This window comes from Erysipelothrix inopinata, assembly GCF_014396165.1.
Lineage (GTDB): Bacteria > Bacillota_I > Bacilli_A > Erysipelotrichales > Erysipelotrichaceae > Erysipelothrix > Erysipelothrix inopinata.
Window position 1 is genome coordinate 1929752 of the sequence record NZ_CP060715.1, and the last position, 25096, is coordinate 1954847.

23 protein-coding genes are annotated in these 25096 nt (G+C 36.2%); 2 read left to right on the forward strand and 21 right to left on the reverse strand.

What is annotated here, in order from left to right:
- Window positions 1-28: 28 nt before the first annotated feature.
- The 3 genes from H9L01_RS09385 to H9L01_RS09395 all read right to left on the reverse strand — a co-directional run bounded on the left by H9L01_RS09385 (window position 29) and on the right by H9L01_RS09395 (window position 3504).
- Window positions 29-1822 carry an oleate hydratase gene (locus H9L01_RS09385; protein WP_187533696.1) on the reverse strand — a complete coding sequence of 598 codons (1794 nt, stop codon included), beginning with the start codon at window positions 1820-1822 and terminating at the stop codon, window positions 29-31.
- 209 nt (window positions 1823-2031) lie between these two features.
- Entirely contained in the window at window positions 2032-2601 is a 570-nt protein-coding gene (locus H9L01_RS09390) for a TetR/AcrR family transcriptional regulator (protein ID WP_187533697.1), read from the reverse strand.
- A gap of 15 nt (window positions 2602-2616) precedes the next feature.
- Entirely contained in the window at window positions 2617-3504 is an 888-nt protein-coding gene (locus H9L01_RS09395) for a DegV family protein (protein ID WP_187533698.1), read from the reverse strand.
- 285 nt (window positions 3505-3789) lie between these two features.
- Between H9L01_RS09395 and H9L01_RS09400 the strand changes: the two genes are divergently transcribed.
- The gene (locus H9L01_RS09400; protein WP_187533699.1) at window positions 3790-4368 is read left to right on the forward strand and encodes a DUF2238 domain-containing protein; all 579 of its coding nucleotides are present in this window, start codon (window positions 3790-3792) and stop codon (window positions 4366-4368) included.
- A gap of 28 nt (window positions 4369-4396) precedes the next feature.
- On the opposite strand, the gene cdd is transcribed toward H9L01_RS09400, so the two are convergent.
- A complete protein-coding gene (gene cdd / locus H9L01_RS09405; protein WP_187533700.1) occupies window positions 4397-4801 on the reverse strand; it encodes a cytidine deaminase in 405 nt (134 codons plus the stop codon).
- A 97-nt stretch (window positions 4802-4898) separates the two neighbouring features.
- On the opposite strand from cdd, the gene H9L01_RS09410 reads away from it, so the two are divergent.
- Window positions 4899-5519 (forward strand): uracil-DNA glycosylase family protein, encoded by a 621-nt coding sequence (locus tag H9L01_RS09410; RefSeq protein ID WP_187533701.1) that lies wholly within the window; start codon window positions 4899-4901, stop codon window positions 5517-5519.
- Here H9L01_RS09410 and ilvA read toward each other — a convergent pair.
- The 17 genes from ilvA to murB all read right to left on the reverse strand — a co-directional run bounded on the left by ilvA (window position 5473) and on the right by murB (window position 25050).
- Window positions 5473-6666 (reverse strand): threonine ammonia-lyase, encoded by a 1194-nt coding sequence (ilvA, locus tag H9L01_RS09415; RefSeq protein ID WP_187533702.1) that lies wholly within the window; start codon window positions 6664-6666, stop codon window positions 5473-5475. The genes H9L01_RS09410 and ilvA overlap by 47 nt on opposite strands.
- 135 nt (window positions 6667-6801) lie before the next feature.
- Complete coding sequence (locus tag H9L01_RS09420) at window positions 6802-7452, reverse strand: CatB-related O-acetyltransferase (RefSeq protein ID WP_187533703.1); 651 nt, start codon at window positions 7450-7452, stop codon at window positions 6802-6804.
- A 159-nt stretch (window positions 7453-7611) separates the two neighbouring features.
- Window positions 7612-8100 (reverse strand): AAA family ATPase, encoded by a 489-nt coding sequence (locus H9L01_RS09425; protein WP_187533704.1) that lies wholly within the window; start codon window positions 8098-8100, stop codon window positions 7612-7614.
- Window positions 8101-8142: 42 nt separating this feature from the next.
- On the reverse strand, window positions 8143-10338 hold the full coding sequence (locus tag H9L01_RS09430) for a RelA/SpoT family protein (RefSeq protein WP_187533705.1): 2196 nt from the start codon (window positions 10336-10338) through the stop codon (window positions 8143-8145).
- A gap of 50 nt (window positions 10339-10388) precedes the next feature.
- Window positions 10389-10901, reverse strand: a complete 513-nt coding sequence (locus H9L01_RS09435) for an adenine phosphoribosyltransferase (protein WP_187533706.1) — start codon at window positions 10899-10901, stop codon at window positions 10389-10391.
- 30 nt (window positions 10902-10931) lie between these two features.
- Entirely contained in the window at window positions 10932-12569 is a 1638-nt protein-coding gene (locus tag H9L01_RS09440) for an Ig-like domain-containing protein (protein WP_187533707.1), read from the reverse strand.
- A gap of 29 nt (window positions 12570-12598) precedes the next feature.
- A complete protein-coding gene (locus H9L01_RS09445) occupies window positions 12599-14137 on the reverse strand; it encodes a DHH family phosphoesterase (protein ID WP_246448993.1) in 1539 nt (512 codons plus the stop codon).
- The gene (locus tag H9L01_RS09450) at window positions 14124-15830 is read right to left on the reverse strand and encodes a hypothetical protein (protein WP_187533708.1); all 1707 of its coding nucleotides are present in this window, start codon (window positions 15828-15830) and stop codon (window positions 14124-14126) included. The genes H9L01_RS09445 and H9L01_RS09450 overlap by 14 nt, the downstream gene beginning before the upstream one ends.
- On the reverse strand, window positions 15831-16115 hold the full coding sequence (locus tag H9L01_RS09455; RefSeq protein WP_187533709.1) for a post-transcriptional regulator: 285 nt from the start codon (window positions 16113-16115) through the stop codon (window positions 15831-15833).
- 49 nt (window positions 16116-16164) lie between these two features.
- Entirely contained in the window at window positions 16165-17445 is a 1281-nt protein-coding gene (murD, locus tag H9L01_RS09460; RefSeq protein ID WP_187533710.1) for a UDP-N-acetylmuramoyl-L-alanine--D-glutamate ligase, read from the reverse strand.
- Window positions 17442-18404: a phospho-N-acetylmuramoyl-pentapeptide-transferase gene (gene mraY, locus H9L01_RS09465; protein WP_187533711.1), complete on the reverse strand. Its 963-nt coding sequence runs from the start codon at window positions 18402-18404 to the stop codon at window positions 17442-17444. The genes murD and mraY overlap by 4 nt, the downstream gene beginning before the upstream one ends.
- A 45-nt stretch (window positions 18405-18449) precedes the next feature.
- Complete coding sequence (locus H9L01_RS09470; RefSeq protein ID WP_246448996.1) at window positions 18450-20609, reverse strand: penicillin-binding protein; 2160 nt, start codon at window positions 20607-20609, stop codon at window positions 18450-18452.
- 2 nt (window positions 20610-20611) lie between these two features.
- Window positions 20612-20938 carry a cell division protein FtsL gene (locus H9L01_RS09475; RefSeq protein WP_187533712.1) on the reverse strand — a complete coding sequence of 109 codons (327 nt, stop codon included), beginning with the start codon at window positions 20936-20938 and terminating at the stop codon, window positions 20612-20614.
- Window position 20939: 1 nt separating this feature from the next.
- Window positions 20940-21851, reverse strand: coding sequence for a 16S rRNA (cytosine(1402)-N(4))-methyltransferase RsmH (rsmH, locus tag H9L01_RS09480; RefSeq protein ID WP_187533713.1), 912 nt, complete (start codon window positions 21849-21851; stop codon window positions 20940-20942).
- The gene (gene mraZ / locus H9L01_RS09485) at window positions 21848-22303 is read right to left on the reverse strand and encodes a division/cell wall cluster transcriptional repressor MraZ (protein WP_425486356.1); all 456 of its coding nucleotides are present in this window, start codon (window positions 22301-22303) and stop codon (window positions 21848-21850) included. Before mraZ ends, rsmH begins: the two co-directional genes overlap by 4 nt.
- A gap of 328 nt (window positions 22304-22631) precedes the next feature.
- Window positions 22632-24167: a murein biosynthesis integral membrane protein MurJ gene (gene murJ, locus H9L01_RS09490; RefSeq protein WP_187533714.1), complete on the reverse strand. Its 1536-nt coding sequence runs from the start codon at window positions 24165-24167 to the stop codon at window positions 22632-22634.
- Window position 24168: 1 nt separating this feature from the next.
- A complete protein-coding gene (gene murB, locus H9L01_RS09495; RefSeq protein WP_187533715.1) occupies window positions 24169-25050 on the reverse strand; it encodes a UDP-N-acetylmuramate dehydrogenase in 882 nt (293 codons plus the stop codon).
- Window positions 25051-25096 lie beyond the last annotated feature (46 nt).

Here is a 25096-nt window from a genome sequence, read left to right on the forward strand (position 1 = left end):
TTGGGATCCTATCACAGGCAGATACGAATTAGATTATTTTGTATTCTTTGAGTAATACTTCAACATCTGTATCTTTGATTTGTTTCATTAATTTACGACGAACAAGTGGAGGTAAGCTAATGTCTGGTTTTTCACCATCTAACAAGCTAACACCTGCATAGAGTAAGTAACGAATATCATAACGTGAGTTATAAACTTCAGGAACACCTTTTTCAACACCTGTAAGAACGTATACAGCTTCCATAGCAGTACGTCCTGAGTATTCGATTGTAAATACAGTGTCACGTCCTGGATCGTCAAGTGTTTCTGCGAATTGTCCTAAGAATGCAAAGTTTACACCGTTTGATGGCACTACAAGAGGACGGTCACCGTCTTCACGAGGCATAAATTGTGATGTAATGTAAGGCATCATAACTGGAATAGCTGTACATGATTCTGCAAGTTCTTCGATTTCATCGACAGGAACCCCAATGTGGTATAACCATTCTTTTGTGATTTCTTTACCTGTACAATCACGCATTGGTTTCTTGATATAATCTCCATCAACATCTGAGAAGAGACCGTATACCCAAACAACAACATCTTTTTCTGGTTGACCATAATATTGTTCTTGACGGTTGATTGTCCAGCTCATTAACCATGATGAGTCAGCAGCTGATACGATACCACCTGTAACTGTTTTACCAGTATATGGAGAACGTTTTGTGATTTTTTCAATGTATTCTGGAACACGTTCATCATGACATGTTACAGTACATGATTCCCAACTTGATTTTTCAGGATCACCACAGAATTTTTGTGGACGTCCGAATTCATCGGATTGTTTAGCAATGTTTTCCCAAAGTGTCCAACATCCCTTAGCTTCTTTAATGAATGGTGCTGGAGTATTATCATCACCGTATGCTGAACCTTCAGTCATGGAACCATTTGTAATGAATACTAAGTCATTTTCTGTAAGGTCGATTGAAATATCATTACCTTGTTTGTCTTTTGCGACAATCTTCTTAGCTACTTTTTTAGTAGGTGTAATATCAAATTCAACGTTATCTACTGTAACACCATATTTGAATTGTGCACCGTTGTCTTTAAGGTATTTAACCATTGGTAAAACAAATGATGTGAATTGATCATGTCTTGAGAATTGAAGTGCTGATAAATCAGGAAGTCCATCAACGTGGTGAATGAAACGATTTAAGTATAGTTTCATTTCAAGAGCACTGTGCCAGTTTTCAAAGGCAAACATTGTTCTCCAGTATAACCAGAAGTCACTATTTAGAAGTTCATCTGAGAAGATATCTTCAATTGTTTTATCTTCAAGTGATTCATCACTCATTGCAACGAAGGAAGCAAGTTCTTTAGCTGCTTTTTGACCTAAGTTAAATTTACCGTTGTCATAGCGTTCACCTTGGTTTTTTGTAACACGGCAATTGCTAAAGTTTGGATCATCGTAGTTTGTATAATAGAAGTGATCTAACACTGACATGCTAGGATCTTCTGTTGAAGGTAAAGAACTGAAAAGGCTCCAAAGCACTTCAAAGTGGTGTCCCATTTCACGTCCACCACGTGCAACGTAACCAGCGTTTTCACGAACGGCACCATCAAGTGAACCACCAGGTATATCAAGTTGTTCTAAGAATGTAATTTTACTTCCATCCATTTTCGCATCTCTAATTAAGAAACACGCTGCTGATAAAGCACCAATACCTGTACCGATAAGATAAGCTTGTTTATCTTCGATTCCTTCTGGCTTACGACTGTTTACAAGAGCATGGTATGAACCATTTGTAAGTGTAAGTCTTGGATCTTTTGTTTTTAATTCCATTAAAAATTTCCTTCTTTCTTTTTCAACGTTAGGAAACATCAAGCATCGATGATCAGTGCGCGCTGCACTTGATGTCTCTAACCTTTACAAGACACATTATATGCTCATTAAAAAAGAAGTCATTATACAATAAAAACCCCATGTCCGATTTTTAGACACAGGGTTTGAATTGTATAAATATTTGACACTTTGACCTTCGTGCCTAAAAACTATAGTGATGCTTCACTTCGTTTCAAAGAGTTTTGAATGTTACCATCAAAGAGGTAACCAATACGATCAACGATTTCTTCAGGCTCTTCTTTCATGCCTGTTTCAATCCAACGAATAACCATCGCTGTTAGTGCACACTGATAAAATGATGCAATCAATGAGCGATCACTTTCTAACGTATTCATCGCTTCATCTTCCGCAGCCTTATCAACATAACGTTGCATCACACTTCCCGAAACTTTATAAATATAGTCAATCAATTCTTCTTGTTGCATTGAGTCATACACATGATAAATTGCGGTTTTATTATCAATTGCGAACCGAGCCGCATGAATAAAACTTTCTTCCCAAGAGAGAGTATCATTGTATTCTTCAATAACTCGTTCTAATTCAGTTTGAAATATCTCTGACAATAATTCGTAGATGTCACTATAATAATAGTAAAATGCATTTCTATTAATATCACATGCGAGTGCAAGATCTTTAACCGTAATCTTCTTTAAAGGTCTCTCATTCAACATTTTAATAAAAGCATCGTGTATTAATTGCTTTGTATATTGTTGTACCAATATAACCAACCTTTCTTAATCGATTCGCTCGTCTCCCCAGAAAAAGAGTGCAATTGTTCCCGGACCAGTGTGGCTTCCAATAGTCGTTCCAATTGAATTAATTTTAACAGGACCATCAAGATTTGGGAATTTCTCTTCAATTAATGTTGCAAGTGTTTGCGCTTCATCATAGAATGCTGATTGCGAAATAAAACATTTGCCACGATAATCAACGCCTTCTTGTGCATGATTTGTCATTTCTTCCAACATCTTTCGTTCTACCTTCTTACGACCACGAACTTTATATTGAGGCGTTAATTGTCCCTTTGAGTTCATATTAAGTACCGGAATAATGTTTAAAGATGTCGCAATTGTTGCTTGTGTTTTTGTAATCCGTCCACCCTTAACATAGAATGACAGGTCCGTTGAGAAGAACCAGTGGTGCATCTTAAGTCTGTTGTCAGATGCCCATTGGTAAAGTGCTTCCAGTTCCATACCCTCATTTTTAAGATTTGCTAAAGTATCCATGAATAGACCATAACCCGATGAAGCACCTAAAGAATCCACTAAGAAAATTTTACGTTCAGGAAATTCTTCAAGTAGCAGTTCTCGTGCTATTTCAGCAGAATTAAAAACTCCTGAAAGGCCACTAGATAGACTAACATGAAGAATATCTTGACCTTTTTCTAAGAAAGGTCTGAAGTAATTCTCAAATTCTCCAGGACTTACTTGTGATGTTTGTGTTTCTGAACCTTCGGATAATCGTTTGTAAAATTCATCAAACGGCATACTCTGTCCTAAATCATCAACATACTCAACACCGTCAAGTGTATAGTGGAAATAGACTACATTGATATCTTTTTCCTTAAAGTAAGGTGCATCCAAATCCGCTGTTGAACAACAACTTAGTATATAATCGCTCATACTTTATCTCCTTATTTTCATATAATATACCTATTTTTCAACTCAAAAACGAAAGCAGTGACGTCAATGCAATGGCTATTGACTCCTTTCCCCACGAATCAATTTCCACTCCATCATAGATTTTCAAAATACAATATCTCAGATTTGAGAAACTACTTTACAAAATTTATATCGAAATAATAGATAATACCATTATAGCACGAAAAATGTTGATAACAATTAGGCTTGAACTTATTAACGAATTATGCTTTAGTTAAATGTATTAGAAAGTACGGTGTATTATTAATGTTTATTAAAAATGTTTTAGAAATTTGTGGCCTGTTTATGTTCACAGTTTCTGCTTTAATGTATTTATTTAAAACTAAACCGATTGATTGGTTCAAGATTGCAAAGGTTGCTTCTGGTATTCCTATTATGCTTATACCAAGGTTTTTAGATCCATGGTGGTCACAAACATTCTCAGCACTTACAACCTCTGGGTATTACCTCTTCATTTTTGCTTCTGTTTGGGGTGGTGAAGTAATTGGTGCCTATGGGCGATGGAAGCATTTTGATTCTTACCTCCATTTTGGAAGCGGAATTCTCTTTGCTATGATGGCTTGGGAACTTCTTTCGATTCCATCTGTACAAATCCCTGTTGCACTTACTGCAGTACTATCTTTCGCGATTGTCATGGCAATTGGATCAGTCTGGGAAATATACGAGTTCACTGTTGACCATTTCTTCGACCTTAACATGCAACGATATCGTGATTTCGAAGGCAATCAATTCATCGGTCAAGTCGCGCTTTACGATACGATGAAAGATATTATATGCAATGGCTCTGGAGCCCTACTCGGAGTGATTATAAAACTACTAGTATAAAAAAATCGGCTGATTCAATCAGTCGATTTTACATTCTATCTTCTAAATCTTTCATTCCAAAACTTAAAGGCATGAGCTCCGCAATCGTTGTCGTCATTTCCTCTTTCTTATTTGAAAGATAAATGGGCGTATCCGACTCCAAGAGTTCTGATAAAACTTGGCGGCAAATTCCACAAGGACCCGCCAACAGTTGGCCATCCGTCACAATTGCAATACCCGCAATATCCTTTTGACGATAACCATGAGAATAACAAGCAAAAATAGCACTTCGTTCACCGCAGTTTGTTGCTCCATAGGATGCGTTTTCTACATTAGCTCCGATAAAGTATTGACCATCATGTGTTAATACGCATGATCCTACGCGATAATTTGAATAAGGCACATATGCATTATTCATTGCTTCAAAAGCTTTTTCTAATAGTGTTTCTTTCATATTAGTTCCTCTCTTAGGTCTACATATTATAGCATCATATAGCGTATCTTAACATCTTTTTATGCCATTAGGCGTTATAATAAAAGGGGTGATATTTATGAGTCAAAAACAAATCAATGAAATTCTGAATAAAATAGAAATGGATCAGGAAAATTCACAATTTAAAGCTATGGGTTGGAAACCCATTGTTTCTGTACATCCCAATGCCAAGATTTTAATTATTGGGCAAGCACCAGGTTTGAAAACCCAGAATATTGGGAGTGTATTTCATGACCAAAGTGGGGATCGCTTACGTGAATGGTTGGGTGTCACTGAAGCACAGTTCTATGATCCAGCACTATTTGCGATTTTACCCATGGATTTCTACTTTCCTGGAAAAGGTAAATCAGGTGATTTGCCACCGCGAAAGAATTTCGCAACAAAGTGGCATCCACTCCTTTTGGAACAGATGCCACATATCAAACTTACCATTTTGATTGGATCTTACGCCCAAAATTACTATCTCAAAAATCGATGTGAGAGAAATCTAACCGAAACAGTTCGTAATTTTAAGGCTTATTTGCCTCAATATTTCACGATTGTACATCCTTCACCTCTTAATAGACGATGGATGGCCAAAAATCCATGGTACGAAACAGATGTCCTCCCAATCCTTAAGCAGAGTGTTAAGGCTATACTAGAATCTGATAGCCCCCTTGTTGAAGTTTCTTCTCAATAATTGAAGCTGTATCAACACTGGGTGCCTCATATGCAATTTTCGCAATACAATAGTTAATCTTCATATTAGAATGGAAACGATCGTGTTCAACATTGACGATGTTTCCTTTTTCATTTGCAATGATTTCAATTATTTCATGCAAGGAACCCGAACGATCTGGAATTTCCACTTTGAACTTAACCAATCGACGTTGTTGGAATAAGGCTCTACTTACTACTTTATTAAGAAGTTCTATATCGATGTTTCCCCCTGAAAGCACACAAGCGATACGCTTATGCTCAGGAAGTTTATCAAATTTAATTGCCGCAAAAGCTGTCGCTCCTGCTCCTTCCACAATCATTTTATTCTTTTCCATGATATGTAGAATCGATTCAGATATTTCATAATCGGAAACTGTGATAATATCGTCGACATATTGTTGGGTCATCATAAAATTACGAGAACCTGGTTCTTTTACTGCAATCCCATCAGCAATTGTTTCGACATCACTTAAACATTGAATATCTTGGTTCTGTAATGAAGCATGCATGGAGGCTGCTCCTTCTGCTTCCACACCATACACCTTGCAATGGGGCATTAAGGTCTTGATAACGTAGGCTATACCACTTATCAAACCCCCACCACCAACAGGTACGACGACTGCATCAAAATCTTTAATTTGTTCAATCATTTCCAATGCCACTGTTGCTTGTCCAGCGATAATATCATCATCATTGAAGGGCGGAACTCCTACTAATTCGTGGACATCCTTATATGCCTTAGCAACTCGTTTGGCATCATCAAAACAACCTGGAACAAGCTTCACATTTGCACCCATAGCTCTTGTAGCAGCAATTTTAGATGCTGAGCCACATTCCGGTATAAAAATGGTTGCTTTAATACCAAGGTTTTTTGCTGCATGTGCTACACCTTGTGCATGATTCCCGGCTGACCAGGCAATCACACCACGATCTTTTTCTTCTTGCGATAATTGACTTAAGAAGTAGGTTGCACCTCTTAATTTAAATGATCCAGTTTTTTGAAGATTTTCACATTTTAGAAATACTTCAACATCTTCTGAGAGACCTTCAGCCTTTACGACTGGTGTCTTAGTCACAATATCTTGTAATACATCATTGGCATCAAATACTTTATCGATATCTATCATAATAACTCCCTCATTGTAAACGCTAACATTTATACTCTTATTATATCGTGATATCTGTAGTTATGATAGATTAGAAACGACTTACGACACTTTAACATAATTAAAGGCACATCAGAGATGTACCTTTTAGAGTTCTTACTTTATTATTTTGTGATAATACTCATATAATGCATCAACATCCCCACTCGATATGAGTGGCAATGCTTTCTCTATTTCAGTTCGTGGCCAACAGTACCACTTCATTTCTAACAGTTTTAACGTTTCAGCGTCTGTAAACCGTTGTTTAATAAACTTGGCGGGATTGCCTCCTACAAGTGTATAGGGTTCAACATCCTTAGTAACGACACTTCCCGAAGCAATAATTGCGCCATCGCCAATGGTGATTCCAGGTAGAATCATGGCATCCATCCCTATCCAAACATCGTGACCAATTCGCGTATTACCCTTTGTTTGGTAAGATTCTTGAATTGTTTCAGCAAACGGATATAATGAGATCCAATCTGTTCGGTGGTTATGATTACCGCCCATTAGAATAACAGCACCACTTGCAATCGCTACATAATTACCAATAATCAAACGATCTAGCTGCCATCCATTCTGTTCAATAGGATTAAATAGGGATTGCGACAGAGCATCACCCCACATGAATCTTACGCATCCATCTTCAAAACTCTTGTGACTATAGTATCCTGAATAATAGGAGTACTCTCCTACCTCAATGAGTGGATTTCTTACAATATCTTTTAAATACTTCGGTTGAGACCAATGTTTATAATTTTCATTCATTTTTAAAACCTCTCTTCTATAAAATTATGTTTTGGCTAGAAGAGAGCACCTGCGGTTGCTACATTTTTGAACTGTTTTAAATAACGGATCATAACGTCACCTCGTTTTTCACTACACTATTATTCATAAAACTGGCGCAGTTGTCAAATCAATGACTTCTTAATACCCTAAATCTCTCGTAATTTTATTGATAATTGATTCAAGATTGGCATCATCATATATGAGGAATTCATTCTGTAAATTTAAGACATCATTCTCAACCCACCATGCTTTTAATTCTTGCATACCAAACTCATCAGTTTGTTTCAGAAGATGTCGTTTGTAAGTTGTATCAAAAGAAACATCAAAATAGAAATAGTAGCATTCAACATCTAATGTCTCAAGATCTAATAAGAAATCTCTATATTTGGATGAGGTCAGGATTCCTTCAAGAATTATGACCTCATAACGATTGATACCAAAGGAAATAATTTGTTTCATGAGTGGTATTGAATTATTATTTACGGTGTCTTTAACATTTAATATATCTCGACGAATGACATCTTGAGATACGATCATCGTCGAAACATTTAATCTATCTCGTAGTGCATGAGCAACCGTTGTTTTACCACATCCACTGTTACCTCTTAATATAACTAGTTTTGTCATTATTTTTCCTTTCAATCAAAAAAGGAACTTCACTAGAAGTTCCTATAAAATAACACGACTTACTCGTATCACGCTGTCCACTTTTCTTAAATTCGCAATTAAATTTCTCAGATGTTCAGCATCTTTGACGACAACGCGCATGGTTGTTGTAACATGAACTTTATCATCATTTACTTCCGAATTTACAGCATTTAATTTAACTTTAAGTTGCGACACTACAGTTACAAGATCCGTAAGCAAGAAGCTCCGGTCCGTTGATAGTAATGTCAATACAGCTTCATAGCTTCCACTATCAAAGTCTGTATCCCAGTGGACATCAATTAGGCGACTCTTTTCGTTCGCAATATTAGGGCAGTCACGTCGATGAACTTTAACACCGCTCCCCTTTGTAACATAACCTACGATGTCATCTCCATAAACGGGATTACAACATTGGCTCAGGCTTATCATCATGGAGTCGATTCCAGAAACCTTAACACCGATATCACTGCGTGATTTTGATTCTTGATTCCTTTGGAATACTTTCTCAAATTTAGCTTGATCTTCAATTGGCGTACGATTAGTATCGAGTTTTTCAAAGAGTGCTGGAATTGATAATGACTTGCTTGCGATAGCAAACATGAGATCATCGGTAGAATTGACTGAAAATTGATTTAGAACTGACTCAAATCGTTTGCTACTGCGTAATTCTTTTTCATCAATATTACGACGTTTACATTCTTCTTTAAAGGTTGCTTCCCCTTTAGTAATCATATGCTCACGATCGTCTTGTTCTTTTTTAATCATGAAGGAACGAATTTTATTACGGGCATGAGCTGTTTTCACAACCTTAAGCCAGTCTTCACTTGGAGTTGATTGTTTGTTCGTTCGAATCTGAACGACATCCCCTGTTTTAAGCTTCGTATTCAAGGGAACTAGGGTTCCATTTACAATGGCTCCAACAGTTTGATGCCCCACCTCTGTATGAATACGATAGGCAAAATCAATGGGTGTTGCCCCATTAGGTAAATCAATAACACGTCCCTTAGGAGTCATGACGTAAACATTCGCTTCAAAGATATCTTTTTGAAGCAAATTCATATAATTTTCAGCATCCGAATCAATGTCTTCTGTAATCATATTGAAATCACGAAGCCATGAGAGTCGATCTTCAATCTCTTTTTGATACGTTTCTTGATTTCTATTTTGACCTTCTTTATAACGCCAGTGAGCAGCAACTCCTCGTTCAGCAATTTCGTCCATTTTATAAGTACGAATTTGAACTTCAAAAATCATACCATCTTCACCTACTATTGTAGTATGGAGTGATTGGTACATATTCATTTTTGGCATCGCAATATAATCTTTGAGTCGTCCAGGGATTGGGCGATAGTTTGCATGAATATGTCCTAAGATTTCATAACAGTTCTGTTCTGTTTCAGTAATAATTCTGATTGCTAACAAGTCAAGAATTTCGTCGAATCGCTTATGTTTGGTCGTCATCTTCTTATAAATTGAATATAAGTGCTTTGAACGACCAAAAATATTAAACTTAATATTATTTTCCATTAAGAGATTCGCGAAGTTCTCAATCATAATTGAAACTTGAGCATCTCTTTCAGCTTTACGAGAATCAACCATACGCGCAATTTCGTAGTACTTATCGCGATGGAGATAAGAGAAACTGATATCTTCGAGTTCATTTTTAATTTCTCCAAGTCCAAGTCTATGGGCAATCGGAGCATAAACATCAAGTGTCTCTGCTGCAATTTTTTGTTGTTTTTCAGGACTTTGATATTGGAGTGTTCTCATATTATGTAGACGGTCAACCAATTTAATGAAGATAACTCGAACATCTTTTGCCATCGCAATAAAAATCTTACGGTGATTGGCAGCGAGATATTCTTTTTCATCTTTAAATTCAATATTACCAATCTTGGTAACACTCTCAACGAGCTCTGCTATTTCTGGAGTAAATGCTTTAGCAAGTTCATCCTTTGTGACATCGCAATCTTCAATGACATCATGTAATAAACCTGCAGCAATCGTAGTTGGAGACATTCTTAAATTAGCAAGGATATAACCAACATGAAGAATATGAATAATATAGGGTTCACCGCTTTTACGGTACTGACCGTCATGTTTTTCTTCAGCATAGTAATAAGCTCTCGTGATTAAATCAAGGTTTTCAGGCAATGAAATATATTCTTTACACTCATTTAAAACCTTATTAAAATCGATATCTTTCTCATTTTTCATATGACGACCTCCCTATCTTATTTTGGAAAAAAACGAAGACGTGCTTCGTTTTAATATTGCATAATTGTGTAGATTTCAGTATCCGTTAATTTGTCACGACCATTTAAGTCGAGGAGTTCAATTAAGAATCCACATCCGACTACTTCTCCACCTAACTCTTTTACTAAAGAGACAGCTGCTTCGATCGTACCTCCTGTAGCGAGTAAGTCATCAATGATGAGAACTTTCTGTCCAGGTTTGATGCCATCTTTATGCATGTGAAGTTCATTTGATCCATATTCCAAATCATAAGAATAAGAAATAGTTTCACGAGGTAATTTCCCAGGTTTACGTACTGGAATAAATCCAATCTTTAATTCATTAGCGACTGGACATCCGAAGATAAATCCTCGGGATTCCGGTCCCACAATTACTTCCGCTCCGACTTTCTTTGCAAATTCAACAAAGAGTCTTGTTGCTTCAGCAAATGCTTCACCGTTTGCCATTAGGGGCGTAATATCTCTAAATAACACGCCTTCTTTTGGAAAATCCTCAATAGATGCAATATAATTTTTTAAGTCCATAGTTTCCTCCAAAGTACACAAATCATTATATCATAAATTATTCTTTTTCCTACTGCGTTTAATATAAATAAATGTTGAGATACCACCCATTGCAATAATTGTGACAAGCAGTCCAATAATCAATGATTTATCATTGGTTCGTGATATACGACTGAACGTAATAATATAGTCATTGGAATCGACATTAAAACTAAGGCTATTAGAACTATCGGTTACAATTTCTTGGTTTGTATCAATGAGTTTATTTTCTTTTTCATCGTATTTATATAAGAAGTGCATGGTAGACAGGTTGGATTCTAGCAGTTCAGCGTCGACGATAACTCCAATTTCTTGTTTAATTGGTTGAAATTGAAGACGATAACTCTTACCTCCTACTTTAGGATAAATCTTTGAACTATCTTTAATTTCAGTTAGCGAGTATTTGAGATTCAAATCAGATTTGAGTGGTTCTTTAATAACAAAACCTACTTGGGGTCTATTTGCACTGTTGATAAGACGCAAGGTTAAAGAATCATACTCAATGCCCTCTAACGTATCTTGAGTTAATGTTATTGAATCAATGCCATTCATATTTTCTTTCAACAATGCTTCTTCAATAACAATCACTATTTCTGATTCTTTATTTTCACTCACAAATTCTTGAATTGCCTCTTTTGGAAATTCAAAAGCATACTTCTTACCTTTTTTGTAATCATATTCTTTGGCTGAGAGTACCAATTGGTTTTCATTTGTCTGTTCTACTTCTAATGGAATAACGCTGGCTCCGGTATCTGTTTTCTTAGGAATAACATTGACTTTAAGTTCGGTCACAATTCTGCCGATATTTGCTTTAACAGTTGTCGTTCCAAGTTTGAGTCCGACAAGTTCTTGGTCTTCAATTTCTAGAATAGTAGGATCTTCCACAACTAAAGTTGGCTTAATTTTTGAAGATGTATCATAAGGTACATAAATTAGTTCGGGAATTTCAATTTTTTCGCCGACAGACACTTCAATTTCTTCAGGATTAAACTTAATTTCGCGAAGGGGCACTGTAACGATAACTTTTACAGTAGTTTTATTTCCAGTTATTGTTGCGGAAATCGTCGTTTCTCCGATGGATAGTCCCTTAATTTTTCCATTCTCTACAGTCGCCACAGAGGGTTTTGATGAGTTCCATATGATATTCGACTCACTCAAAGAACTGTTCGATAATGAGTAGTTTAGTGTTGTTTCACTACCACGCACAATGTATACTTCTTGATCCGCAAATACAACACTACCCTTCGCTGCTGTCACGGTTACATCAACGGTTTTCTCGATAGTCTTTCCATTTGCTTCTAACACTAATACTACTTGGGTGCTTCCTGCTTTCACTGCAGTTATAATCCCTTTATTTGAGACTGTCGCAATCGATTCATCCTTACTTGTGAAAGAAAGTTTGTACTCCCCTTCATAGTTTACTTTATAAGCAATCGTTTCATTTTGACCTTCTGTTAACTGGTAACTTGTTTTGTTAATGGTTAAAGCATTTTCATCCAATTCAACGGGATTATTAGTTGGTGTTTCAACATTAGAAACTTGAGGTTTCAATTCATTTGAGGGACGTTTGTAATCCTCAACATGAACGAGTGATGAGCCTGTTGAAAACAACAAACTGTTTACGATAAGACTGACTAAGATTGTTTTCATAGCGCCCTCCTTTTTATTATCATATCATACTACGAATTAATTTCTTCAACAAATAGTACTGTCTTATTAGATTCTAAATCTAAAGAACCCACCAATGATTTGATACCATTTAGTTGGTAACGATCATAGCGTTGGGTGAAGAATACGGCTTCATCAAGCACATAATTATCAAAAATAAACTTGAACCCATAACCATTTAAATTAGTAACGCGATAATCAGCAGGTATATCCAGTTGAATCATCGGAAGTTTAAATCCTTCACCGTAAGGTTCAAAAGATTTGAGGTTATGAATGGCAGACTGAGTAATCCATGCAGGATCAATAGGAATAATTGATTGATTCGTATCTGTTTTTTCATCCAGTGCATCAAATGTATTCTGAATATCACTTACGAAAGAAGCATAGTATTCCTTTCGCACTGTCATTCCGTATGCAAAGTCATGACCACCCATTCCATCAAAGTATTTAGGATCTAAAGACTCAAATAAAACTTGAAGGGATGTCGTCATGGAACGAGCACTTCCCTTATAGTAGGTATCATACTCCGCCAATACAACTGTTGGTTTAAGTGTTTTTTGCGCAATATGATTGGCTACGATTCCCACGAGTCCTTCATGGAAATTCTCATGCGCAATAATATTAACAGACTGTTTAGAATCTACTTGCGATAATGCAAGTGTCTGTTGTTGCTTACTATACTTCTTCCGGTATTCATTAAGACTGATTAATTGCTTAGAGTAAGATGTAATTAGCTCATGATCTTGCGATGTCATATAAGTAACCACTGTGTTCACGTTTGATTTATCACTCATGCGTCCCACGGTATTGATCTTAGGAATGACTTGAAATGAAAGTAATTTCGCTGTGTATTCGGTTGAACGTGTACGCTTTACCAATTGATCAAAATGTTCAAATTGATTGCGATTTAATGCATCAAGTCCTTTAATAACAATTTCTCGGTTTTTACCCCAAAGTGGCATTACATCCGCAATGGTTGCTGTTGCTGCCATCGCTGCCATATAATCGTCTGCATAACCCATAGTCTCTGCTAAGCAGTAGATAAGACCTGTAGCACACATGGTTGCTTCATAAGGACCACAGACATCGGGATGCAAGAATGCACCAACTCTAACCGGTTCATCAATAATATGGTGATCAATAACCGCAACATTCATTCCTAGTTCATAAGCATAATCTATTTCTTTCTGAGCTTTTACACCATTATCTATAATGAGTAAATCGCGATAACCTTTGTCATACGCTTTTTGAATGGTTTCAATTTTGACACCATAGCCTTCTTCAATACGGTTTGGAATATAAAAACCAACATCAAGATTTAATTTACGAGCGAGTAAGACGGCAAGTGATGTCGACATCACACCATCACAGTCATAATCACCACAAATCATAAGCTGGGTTGCATGGTCAAAGAAACGAATGCAATCAGTGATTGCTGCATTTTCAACAAGACGATTTTCAGGGTGTTCAAGTTCATGCCACTGCTCGGGTGTAAGATTCATACTTTCCAGGAGGGTTTGTGTGAGGATATCCATTTCATTTTTTTCCATACTTTAAAGCCAACTTTCTGATAAACATAGAGAGAAAATAAATCAATAACAGTGCAAAATAAGCACTAAACAATAATATAAATATTAAGAAGAGACTTCTATTTGATAATTCATTAGGAACCATCATCATGATAGGTACACCCATGATTAAGAACATAGTTAAACTCAGTGATAACGAGTCTAAGAAGTCACGTTTGAAGAGTTCTGGATCTTGTACTGAAATAATTCGTTTATAGGAACTATAGTAACTAAATTCAATAAACGGAATTGATGCTGCAGTGAAGAGCGTGTCATAGCCATCAGAAATATTAAAAATATGTTTGAATATGTAAAATAATCCAAGGGTTAAAAATGAAAGTGCGGGAATAAACAAAGTATCGCGCAAATCATAATTCAGTCCGACAAAGAGCCAGGAAACACTAATAAATATTAAAACAATATTTATTAGTTCAGGTGTCGACACAGCACGTTCCCCACGATCAACATGGTAAAATGCTGTTTTCAAATTTAATTCTGTACTTATTTTTGTAACCACAAAGTCCATTGAATTCAACGGAATCTCTTGATCAAACTGAATCCAAATATCATGGTCATTACTGTGTTCACTATTTACTTGAAAATCATACAAACCAATACGGTGTAACAAAGCTTGCGCTTCCAAGTATTCTGGCGTTTCACAGTTCTCGATTATTAGATAATTGCCATGTTTTACTTCTCCGAGGTTTCGTGTTCGATCATGGGTGTAATAAAAAACACCACTCACCATCACAAGGACGAAGAATACAATGACGACGGCATCAAATCGTCTTTTTCGAAAGCGTTCCAAGTTAGTTTGAGTACGCATCTTAAATGTCAACAATCCTTCATAATCTGTGAGACTTGCGAAAAACGGAATCATCACTAAATTATAAACTGTTGCATTGAAGAAACTGATACTTGCAAATGCAATAAGGTAGTAGGCAGCACTTTTCAAACCATAATCACCGTAGGCAGAGCAAAGAATTGCGAGAATACCAAAAAAAGACATATAAATTAGTGAATTGCGCCAGTATTTCTTTTGGAAGTTCTTCTCTGTGGCTACCACTTGTCGTATTGAATTTCCAGAATAATCACTGAGATATACTTGTTTTTGATAGACAAGCATCATATACGAGATAAGCATTGCATACCAGATTGAACGTGTAAATGCATAACCCAGCCATCGCGTAAAGTACAAACTTAGTAATACAGACGATACGACATTTAAAGAAACAATGAGACCAAAAAATTTATAACGATACGATAAATACACAATCGTTATAAAAAGAAATAAAGTCATATACAGACTTAAAAATTGTTCAATATTTGCACGTTTAATTTCCGAACCAAAAGTTGCTTCATGAAGCAGATTTAGATCGGGAATTGACGTATTTAAATTTTCATAGAAAGTTTTTTCGTCATCCAAGCCACCTAAAACAACAAGATAAGTTGTCTCATCGATATTTTCAACAGAACTCTCAATTCCATTGCGTGCTTGTACATCAAAAAAATATCGTAATTCTTTTTCTTTACTGGTTTGTAGAATCAACTTCGTACTGTAATCAAAATCATTTCCAGTTTTGATTGAATCATAAGACAATATTCCAATCAGTAAAGAAATTACGAAAGCAGATACTAAAATCAAAAAAATGTTAAGTTTTGATTTTTGTGTCATTTAGAGCTCCTCATCCTCAAGCATTGGCAAAAAATCCTCTAAACTGTATCGGTATCCATCAATTTTAGATTCAGTGGCTAACCAGCGAACTATTGTTTCATCGGACACTCTAAATACATCACTTGCGATTTCATTTAGATGCACCGGTTGACCATTTTTCCAAATAAAATCACGGTACATGCGAACAAGATCATCAAAGAGAATTCCCTTCAATCCATTATTATGAAGTTGGCGAAGTCTTAGTGTTATTAGTAAATTTAGTTGTTGCGAATCCAAGTTCTCCACCTCATTCCATCTCTCCTATCATACACGATTTCATACAAATAAAAAACTCTCATTGAAGAGTTTTTATTGTTTCTTTGAATATATTACCACGTTCTTCGAAATTATCAAATTGATCATAGGAAGCACACGCTGGTGACAAGACGACAACATCACCACTTACAGCATCATTTGATGCAAGATTTATTGCTTCAATCATCGTTTCCACGATAATTGCCTCAGGCCAAATTTCTTTTAATTGTAAGGCGCTATCGCCAAATAAATATATTTTTTTTAATTTTGGTGTATAAGGTTTTAACAAATCAAATGAGATATGTTTATCATAACCCCCAGCCAATAATAGAATCGGTTTATCAAAAGCTTTCAGACAAACTTCTGTAGATTCAGGATTTGTTGCTTTTGAATCATTATAGTATCGTACCCCTCGAAGTTCTCTAACAAACTCGATACGATGCTCTACACCAACGAATGAGTAGAGAACCGTTTGTATCTGGTTTAGTGTGACACCTGCCTCCAATGCAAGAATGCAGGCAAACATGGCGTTCATGATATTGTGATCACCCACAATTTTCAATTCGTCAATGTCAAATAAAACAGAGCCTTTGTATATTACTTGTTTTCCTTGGCGATAAACATCTGCTTCAGTATTATCGAGGGAGATATTAATACATGGTCCTTCAAAATTCTTTGTTAGTCTCATAATATTCTTATCATCAAAGTTTCTCACAAACAATCCAACACGAGGAAGAATCTTACATTTTGCGAGATAGTAATCATCAACTTCTTCATAGCGATCCATGTGATCTGGACTGAGGTTGAGAAGCGCATATACTTTAGGTGAGAATGTCGGTGTTCCTTCCATTTGGAAAGCTGAGATTTCTAATGCGACATCACATTTCTCATTTCCTATTTCATACACACGTTGACTTAAAGCGTATCCAACATTACCAGCAAGCATGGCACTATCTGATTTCTCTTTTAACATTTCATAGAGTAAGGTCGTTGTTGTCGTCTTACCATTTGTTCCTGAAATAGCATAGTAATCATAGCTTGATGAAAACATGGATGCAATTTCGATTTCATTAAGAACCGTGTCAAATTGCGATACAAGCGGGTGGTCATTGGGTATTCCCGGATTTTTCACAACTACGTCGTAAGCGTCGACAAGGGACATGTCCTTATCGTCTAACAATACTTTGATACCTAATGCTTCAATTTCGCTTCTCTCGGAAAAGTCAGAATTGGTGGCAAGTGTGACATCATAGCCCTGTTGATTTAATAAGCGCGCACAACCTAAACCCGATCGTGCGCCGCCAATTATTAATGCCTTCATGATAATGCGTTAAGGGCAAATCCAATAACCATAAAAATGAGCCCTAAAATATAGAAGAAGTTCACAACATCTTTTTCTTTCCATCCACTCAGTGTAAAGCTATAGTGAATCGGTGTATAACGGAATACACGTTTATGACGCAATTTCCATGATGTTCGTTGAATAATAACACAGAGTGTTTCGAATACAAATACACCCCCTACAACAACAAGGAGAATTTCTTTGTGTAGTAGAATTGCGATTGAACCAAGGACGGCACCTAATGATAAGGAACCAACGTCACCCATGATAATTTGAGCGGGTTTACGGTTATAAACAAGGTAAGCAATCAATGATCCGATAATTGTAAGAATGAACATAAACATACCGTAGTTACCATCTGCAAATGCAAAGTAAGCAAATGGAACAAATGCTATTAATGCTGTACCGCCTGCAAGACCATCCATACCATCTGTAAGATTTACTGCATTGGATGTTCCAGAAAGTACTAACATAACGAATGGTAGATATAGAAGTCCGATATCCCATGGTTTATCAACAAAAGGAATGACAATTGTATTATCGCCTCCAATTGCTTGATAGATAACATAGAATACAACTGCTAATACTAATTGTGATAAGAATTTAGCACGTGGAGAGATTCCATCGTTTTTCCCTTCTTTCACAATTTTATAATCATCAACAAAACCAATTAAAGCATAAGCGAAGTAAATAAATAAGAGAAGAAACAATTCTGCATTCATCTTAAATCCATTAAAAATTATCGCAACAAGAATAGGTACGAGTACAAAGATTACCCCTCCAAAAGTTGGTGTTTTCTTTTTATTTTTAAACTCTTCGAGAGCATACTCACTAATTTGCTGTTTTACATCCATTTTTTGTAATGCTTTAATAAATTTTGGATAGACCACAAGGGCTACCACAAAAGATACAAACATTGCTACGATACCGATTACCATATTACCTTCTCCTTATTTCATTTCAGTTTCTTATTATACCAAATATCACCTTAAATTAACACTGATGACTTGATCTTTAGTAATCACACTTCCTGCTGGAATGGATTGATCTTTTACAAATCCTGAACCACTCATTTCAACTTGAATTCCCGTTATAGCCCAGAAGTTTGTCATTTCTTTTCGCGACCAGCCTGTAAAGTCTGGTACGGTTATCGATTCTCCATTTGTTAATAAGAGAATACGCTCATTACTTATAACCTGCTGTTTAGAGGACGGAACTTGACTAATTACAGTATTTCCTTGACCAATAACCACAGGTTGGTAACCTTTTTCTTTTAAATTATTTGTTGCGCTTTCTACATCATAGTTCACAACATTCATAACATAATCCGTTTTTATTTGCTCAACATCACCACCACCGACTTGTGTGTACTTGTCAGTAGCAACTACTTTCTTCACAATATCTTTAACATAAACAGCCGATGCATCAATACTATGTCCCATTTTTGCTTCATAAGCTGTATAAACAATGTATTTTGGATTATCGTGAGGGAATCCAACTACCGATGAAAAAATATAGTCTGTAGGAGAATAAATACCATTCTCAACTTTTTGTGCAGTCCCTGTTTTAGCAATGACTTCTGTCTCTTCGACTTCAAAACGCATTGCTGATCCTCCAGGAGCAACAACATCACGCATTAAATCTCTCATTTTTTTGGAAGTAGAGTCTTTGAATATTTTCCCAATTTTCTCAGTTTTCCCCTCGTATTGAACTTGTCCAGTTTGAGGATCTGAGATTGACTCCACAACATAAGGTTTTACCATTGTTCCATCAGTCATGATAGACGTATAAGCTTGAGCCATTTGTAACATGGTTACCGTTGATCCCTGACCAAATCCATCTGTTATTAACTCAAGAGGTCTTTCCGGTACTTCCACCCCTTCACTTTCAGGAACTAAATCTGTACCGACAACTTTATGGAATCCCAGTTTATGTTTGTACTCTTTAAATTTAAGTGGATCTAAATGACTTGTTAATAACTCTGAGATCATAACGTTCGAACTTTGGACATAACCATAATTATAGGAAATATCTCCGTAGTTTATGTTTTGAGCATTGGTAATCGTATGAATCGATCCAGTAGGCGAAGGAAGACGTACCCCTTTACCATCTTTAACCCCTACATAGAAAGGTCCAGAATAGAATGATTGTTCATCTGGCCATACACCCTCTTCAATTGCAGCGGCAACCGTGAAGGTTTTCATAGTAGAACCCGGCTCATACGTTGATTGTGACACATAGTTTAAGTATTCACTGATATCAAGAACATTTGGATCAAATGATGGCGCTTGGCCCCATCCCAAAATTTTCCCTGTATCTGCTTCTACAACAATACCCCAAGCTTTTTCTGCACGAACTTTTGGATCTTCCAACATTCCATGTAATGCTTGCGACAATGCATCTTGAATCGAACGATCAAGTGTTAACTTAATATCCGAGCCATTCTTAGGTTCTTCTCGAATCACTTGTTTATCATCGATGAAGTAACCACCCGCAGTTTTAGGGAATGTTTCACTACCGTTTTTACCAAGTAAATAGTTATCATAATAAGCTTCAATCCCAATTTGACCTTTAATATTTCGAACATTTTCAGACTCATCATATTTTGCGAATCCAATAAGTTCTGAAGCAAATTCATTATTAGGATAGATTCTCGCAATAATCGGCGTGAATCCAAGACCGGGTAATTTTGTTTCTTCAAGAGCAGCCTTTTGATCAGCTGTAATATACTTCCCTTTTTGACCAAATTCCACTTGAAGTGACGTCGAATTTAATTGAGCCATAACATCGGCACGATCAATTCCCACTATTTCAGATATTGCATCGGCGGTCGCTTCTTTATCAACTACGTGTGCTGGTGTTTTATCTCCATTAAAACGCGTTGTATCTAATTTTGCATCAAGTGTATAGGTTGTGACATCTTGAGCAATAATATTTCCATTTCTATCTTTAATTTTTCCACGTTCCGCATGAATCGGACGTAATACAATACTAACCCCTTCAGTAACCTTTTTAATGTTTTGTCCAGAGTTAAAATGATGACCAAATATCGTCATTACAAAAACATTGACACCTACTGTTAGAAACAGAAGTGCCATAATGATTGAAAGCATTAATACTTTAAAATTTGCACTGCGTCTCAAAACTACTCACCCTTTTCTGGCGTTGTAGTTGCCTCTCCTTGAACTTTAAACGTATTTTGTTGTTCTTTAAGTCCAGCGTCTTGTGCTGTTTGGGAAATTCGTGCGAAATCTGTTAATTTTTGAATTTCAGTTGTTAATTTCTCATTATCTTCATTGACCGATGCCATCTCTTGTTTAGCCTTTTGTACTTCAATAGTTATTTTGGCATTTTGAGTTTTAACCACGGTTTGCGTAATGAAAGAAGCAAGAATGGCAATCGTAAAAACGAATCCAATCATACCACTCCAACGTATTGTTCTTTTCTTTTTCTTTACGACATGCTTTGCCATATTACTTCACCCTTTCTATACACCTTAGTATTGCGCTGTGTGCTCGATTGTTATCTTCGAGTTCCTCAATACTTGGTTTTATCCCCTTTTTAATTAATTGATAATTGACACTATCTTCAACAATGACTGGAATTCTCGGATTTACTTTCGGAGGTTTTCCATAAGTGTTAAAGATATTTTTAACCATGCGATCTTCGAGTGAGTGGAATGTAATTACCACTACACGACCCTTTGGCTTAATACTGTGTATTGCTTGATTAATTGCATCTCTTGCTTCTCCAAACTCATCATTAACTTCAATGCGGAGTGCTTGGAATACCTTTTTAGCAGGATGCCCTTTTTTAAGTTCCTTTGAAGGATACGATTTTTTAATAATATCTACGAGATCAAATGTTGTCTCAACAGGTCTTGCCTTTATAATTTCTGAAGCAATACGCTTAGCGTAACGCTCCTCTGCGTTGTCTTTAAAGATTCTGACTAACTCATCCTCTTCATATTCATTCACAATCACATAAGCACTTAAAGCTTGACTCTGATCCATTCTCATATCTAATTTGCTATCAAAACGATAACTGAAGCCGCGAGCAGCATCATCAAACTGTGGTGATGAGACACCTAAATCAAAGAGTACTCCATCGACTTCATCGATTCCCATCTGATCTAATGTTTGTCTAAGATCTGTATAGCTACTATGAACCAAAGTTACTTTATCTTGATATGCTTCAAGTCTTTGAGTTCCTCTCACAATGGCATCCGCGTCTTTGTCAAAACAAATAAGCTTCCCTGTTGTAAGTCGTTTGCAGATTTCCAAGCTATGACCACCTGCTCCCAAAGTAGCGTCAATATAGACACCCTCAGGATTAATATTTAGTAAGTCCAACGACTCATTTAACATGACTGATATATGTTTCATTCAAAAAACTCCGTTAGCGATTCCGCGATTTCTTCAAAATTTTCGCTTGCTGTTTCATAATAAGCATCCCAACGTTCTTTATCCCAAATTTCAACATGATCACTAACTCCAACGAGAACACAATTTTTAGTTAAGTGAGCTTCTTGTGTTAGATGAGAAGGAATACGAATTCTTCCTTGGCTATCCATTTCACACTCTGCTGCTTTTGACATAATCATATGGGTATACATTCTTGCTTCACGTTTGGTTGAAGGCAGTTTCTTTAAGTTTTCGTAAACTTGTTGCCACTGTTCCATAGTGTAAATTGCAAGACAGCCATCAAGCCATCTGGTAACAATCATCACTTCTCCCAGTTCATCACGAAACTTAGCTGGTACAATGATGCGACCTTTTGTATCTATATTGTGTTGATATTCTCCAATAAACACCAAAATCGCCCCACTTTCCACCACTTTCATCCACTTCGTACCACTATTCTATCACAACTATATATTATTTGGAACTATCACCCGTTAAATTCATCTATTTTTCACTTAAATAAAAACTAACTTTAGCGAACTAAAGTTAGTTTAAGTAAGAAAATGGTGATTTTATGATGGTTTTCATAAAGAAATAAGCGTAAAAGCCCGTTTATAAGCCTGATTTTATCATTTTAGGTTAAACCCTTCTGAATTATGCCGATATTAAGATACTTAATCCCATATAATAAATGTATGGTTATGAAGTTCTACGGTGTACAAAAAGAAAAACACATTCTCAATTAGAATGTGTTTCTGTCAATTATTGTTCAAGTCTTAAGATTGTTGCGAGAAGTGACATTGCAAATCGGGTTTTAAATACCACAAGGATTACAATATAGAAAATCAATGCAATCACAATAATTACAATGAGTGAAATCTTAGCTGGTAAGAATGCTCCCATGAGGGGTCTTAACAATAAGATAACCACTCCCATCAAAATAGAACTTAAGAGAATTTTTAAGAAGTCAGAACGAATGTACTTCAAGTACAATTTACCGACATGTTTCTTCATTGTTTTATAAAGCGGTATACATGTTACGGTTGCTGCTACAACATAGGCTAGCGACAACCCTGATAGTCCGTGCCCAAATGGCATCAAGAGATTACCGAACAAGAACATTAAACCAATGAAAACGATTGAAAATAGAATGTGACTCTTAACCGGATTCTTCATATCTTGATAAGCAAAGTGTATACGGATCATAAGATCACGCATTGCTTGCGAAAATAGAACCAAAGAGTAACAGACAAATACCGGAACAATCGCTTTTATATCAGCAGGTGTCGTTGCATTTCTTAGGTAAACAAATGACACAATTTCATTTGCTAGTGTTATAAATCCAACAACAGCTGGGAAAACAAATAATGAAATCATTAAGATTGCTTCATTAATTGATTTATTTAACATCTTGTTATTGCCATCAACTACATTCTTTGCAATAGTTGGAAATGTAACTTGAAGAATTGAGACAAGGAATATTCCTTGAACAAAACCCACAAGCTTTGTAGCAGATGTCATATATACATAACCTTTATCACCATCGGGATAGAAGAAGGTCGATAAGTTTTTCATAATAACATCATTCAATTGACCTAGGAATGATGATAAGAAGAGTGGTAAAGCAAGTGCCATCATGATTCGAAGATCTTGATCTTTAAAATCAATAACCGCTGTATACTTGAAACCATTTTTCTTCATGGCATATAAGATTAACCCCGCTTGTAAAATGAACCCAAAGAGTTGAGCATAAGCAAGTACTTGTAAGTTGCCAGATTTACTACTGAGGAAAATACCAATGATAACAACAATGTTGATCGGTATTCCTGCCGCAGCAGGTGCTGCAAAGCTGTTCTTAACGTTTAAGTAACCTGTACCAAGTTGGAGTAGGGCTACCGAGAATGTACCCAAGGCAAACGTTCTAACAAACGAAGCTGCATAGATGACACCTTGATCACTCAATCCACTTGCAACCATTTTTACGGCAAGTTCCGGTAAGATAAACATGAATGCTGATACCAAAGCAGCAAAGAGCATCATAATGTTCAAGACATTGGATGCAAAGCGTTCACCACGGTCTTTGTCTTCGTGCATAATGCGCGTTAACATTGGGATGATTCCCGAAATGAGGGCCGCCCCAACTACTGTCAAGATCACACTTGGGATGGAAACAGCAGCTTGATAAGCAGCAGTCTCAGCCCCAAATCCGAAGAGCGATGTTAATGTGATATCTCTAATAAATCCTAAGACCTTAGCGATAACAGCAATAAACATGACAATAATGGTACTTTTCTTCATATTAGATTACTTTCCATTCTAATTCGAGTTCGACATCAAACTCTTCAGAAACTCTCTTTTTACATTCGTTAATAACCGCATGCATATCATGAACACTTGCATTACCTGTGTTCACAATAAAGCCAGGATGTTTTTCAGATACCATAGCATCCCCAACTTTATAACCACGGAGGTTTACAGTATCGAATAACTTCCAAACATAAAGTGAGTTTCCTTCTTTATCCTTTGGACGTTTGAAGACACTTCCTGCATTTGCATAATTTCGGGGTTGTTTAACATAACGTTCATGGCGATAATAAAGCATTTTTTCAAGTGCCTCGTTGTAATCACCTGGCAATGTTTTTAAACCAGCACCCAATACATAAACAGGCATTTCATTTAAGCGTGAATAACGATATCCGAAGAATCCTTCATCAGGAACAACACGTTCAATTTGCTCTGTCTCATAGTTATAGACATCAATCCATTTTACATATTGTCCAATTGAATATTGCCATTGTCCGGCATTCATGATGAGTGCACCACCAATAGTTCCTGGAATATCTTCTAAGAATTCCATTTCTCCTAATGACTGTTCACACGCAAACCAAGATAAGCGATTTAAACGAGCACCACTTTCCACAACAATTTCATTATTTTTGATCTCAATATTGTTTAAAAGAACGGTTACGATGAAGACAGTGTCATCGCCATAACTATCTTGTGAGAACACAATATTAGATCCATTTCCAATAATAACTATTTTTCTATCTTTATATTCTTTTAATGCATCAGCAAATCCTTGTAATGTATGCGGTAAAACAATTGTTTCCGCCATTACGTCTAATCTTAATGTATTATAACGCTTCAATGAAGCATTATTCATCACGAAATATTCTTTCATAAGAACTCCTTTTATACTTGTGTTAACCCTTATTAAGTTTACACGT

Excerpts from the sequence above, each read along its gene's own strand:
- murD (WP_187533710.1), bottom strand. The coding sequence starts at position 17,445 with ATGAAGGCATTAATAATTGGCGGCGCACGATCGGGTTTAGGTTGTGCG.
- mraY (WP_187533711.1), bottom strand. The coding sequence starts at position 18,404 with ATGGTAATCGGTATCGTAGCAATGTTTGTATCTTTTGTGGTAGCCCTT.
- H9L01_RS09410 (WP_187533701.1), top strand. The coding sequence starts at position 4,899 with ATGAGTCAAAAACAAATCAATGAAATTCTGAATAAAATAGAAATGGAT.
- H9L01_RS09400 (WP_187533699.1), top strand. The coding sequence starts at position 3,790 with ATGTTTATTAAAAATGTTTTAGAAATTTGTGGCCTGTTTATGTTCACA.
- H9L01_RS09475 (WP_187533712.1), bottom strand. The coding sequence starts at position 20,938 with ATGGCAAAGCATGTCGTAAAGAAAAAGAAAAGAACAATACGTTGGAGT.
- H9L01_RS09425 (WP_187533704.1), bottom strand. The coding sequence starts at position 8,100 with ATGACAAAACTAGTTATATTAAGAGGTAACAGTGGATGTGGTAAAACA.
- H9L01_RS09385 (WP_187533696.1), bottom strand. The coding sequence starts at position 1,822 with ATGGAATTAAAAACAAAAGATCCAAGACTTACACTTACAAATGGTTCA.
- H9L01_RS09445 (WP_246448993.1), bottom strand. The coding sequence starts at position 14,137 with ATGGAAAAAAATGAAATGGATATCCTCACACAAACCCTCCTGGAAAGT.
- H9L01_RS09430 (WP_187533705.1), bottom strand. The coding sequence starts at position 10,338 with ATGAAAAATGAGAAAGATATCGATTTTAATAAGGTTTTAAATGAGTGT.
- murB (WP_187533715.1), bottom strand. The coding sequence starts at position 25,050 with ATGAAAGAATATTTCGTGATGAATAATGCTTCATTGAAGCGTTATAAT.
- rsmH (WP_187533713.1), bottom strand. The coding sequence starts at position 21,851 with ATGAAACATATATCAGTCATGTTAAATGAGTCGTTGGACTTACTAAAT.
- ilvA (WP_187533702.1), bottom strand. The coding sequence starts at position 6,666 with ATGATAGATATCGATAAAGTATTTGATGCCAATGATGTATTACAAGAT.
- H9L01_RS09450 (WP_187533708.1), bottom strand. The coding sequence starts at position 15,830 with ATGACACAAAAATCAAAACTTAACATTTTTTTGATTTTAGTATCTGCT.
- H9L01_RS09420 (WP_187533703.1), bottom strand. The coding sequence starts at position 7,452 with ATGAATGAAAATTATAAACATTGGTCTCAACCGAAGTATTTAAAAGAT.
- cdd (WP_187533700.1), bottom strand. The coding sequence starts at position 4,801 with ATGAAAGAAACACTATTAGAAAAAGCTTTTGAAGCAATGAATAATGCA.
- H9L01_RS09395 (WP_187533698.1), bottom strand. The coding sequence starts at position 3,504 with ATGAGCGATTATATACTAAGTTGTTGTTCAACAGCGGATTTGGATGCA.
- murJ (WP_187533714.1), bottom strand. The coding sequence starts at position 24,167 with ATGAAGAAAAGTACCATTATTGTCATGTTTATTGCTGTTATCGCTAAG.
- H9L01_RS09435 (WP_187533706.1), bottom strand. The coding sequence starts at position 10,901 with ATGGACTTAAAAAATTATATTGCATCTATTGAGGATTTTCCAAAAGAA.
- H9L01_RS09440 (WP_187533707.1), bottom strand. The coding sequence starts at position 12,569 with ATGAAAACAATCTTAGTCAGTCTTATCGTAAACAGTTTGTTGTTTTCA.